The organism is Pedobacter sp. UYP24, assembly GCF_054057295.1.
The window spans coordinates 1-1,036 of the sequence record NZ_JBSRZD010000025.1 but is presented as its reverse complement, the minus strand read 5'-3'; the positions used below and the strand labels follow the sequence as shown (position 1 = coordinate 1,036).

Here is a 1,036-nt window from a genome sequence, read left to right as displayed (position 1 = left end):
TTTATAAACAAGAATACCCTGTAGTTTTCACTACAGGGTATCTTTAAGATCTGGCACCGACCTACTCTCCCACGTGTTACCGCAGTACCATCGGCTCTGGTGGGCTTAACTTCTCTGTTCGGAATGGGAAGAGGTGGACACCACCGATATAGGCACCTGAATATTTTAAATGTTCAGATCAATATCAGTTATTGTTTTGATTCACTGTCTTTGGGACAATTAGCCTTACAATTCATTGTATTGTTCAATAAACAATGACATATTATTGAAAGAAGTTAGTTAGGAAGAACAAACAACAGTTCTATGCTCTTGAAAGCTTCGGATTATTAGTATTACTCGACTTTGATGTCACCATCTTTACATCTGTAACCTATCAACGTAGTAGTCTTCTACGGTCCTATATGGAATTCTCATCTCGTGGCTAGTTTCGCACTTAGATGCTTTCAGCGCTTATCTATTCCCAGCGTAGCTACTCTGCAATGCCCCTGGCGGAACAACAGATTCACTAGAGGCTAGTCCAACCCGGTCCTCTCGTACTAAGGTCAGCCCCACTCAAAATTCCAACGCCCACAACAGATAGGGACCGAACTGTCTCGCGACGTTCTGAACCCAGCTCGCGTGCCACTTTAATCGGCGAACAGCCGAACCCTTGGGACCTTCTCCAGCCCCAGGATGTGACGAGCCGACATCGAGGTGCCAAACCTCCCCGTCGATATGAGCTCTTGGGGGAGATCAGCCTGTTATCCCCAGCGTACCTTTTATCCTTTGAGCGATGGCCCTTCCATGCAGAACCACCGGATCACTATATCCGTCTTTCGACCCTGATCGACTTGTCTGTCTCACAGTCAAGCAAGCTTATGCTATTGCACTCCTCATACGGTTACCAAGCGTATTGAGCTTACCTTTGAAAGCCTCCGTTACCTTTTTGGAGGCGACCACCCCAGTCAAACTACCCATCAAACAATGTCCTCCATTAGATGGAGTTAGACACCGAATACAGAAAGGGTGGTATTTCAACGTTGACTCCACGAACCCT

2 rRNA genes are annotated in these 1,036 nt (G+C 46.4%); both read right to left on the bottom strand.

Annotation, left to right across the window (positions count from 1 at the left end):
• Positions 1-48 precede the first annotated feature (48 nt).
• Positions 49-160, bottom strand: a 5S ribosomal RNA gene (gene rrf, locus ACVWYN_RS18350).
• A gap of 146 nt (positions 161-306) precedes the next feature.
• Positions 307-1,036: ribosomal RNA gene (locus tag ACVWYN_RS18345) — 23S ribosomal RNA — on the bottom strand; the annotation flags it as partial.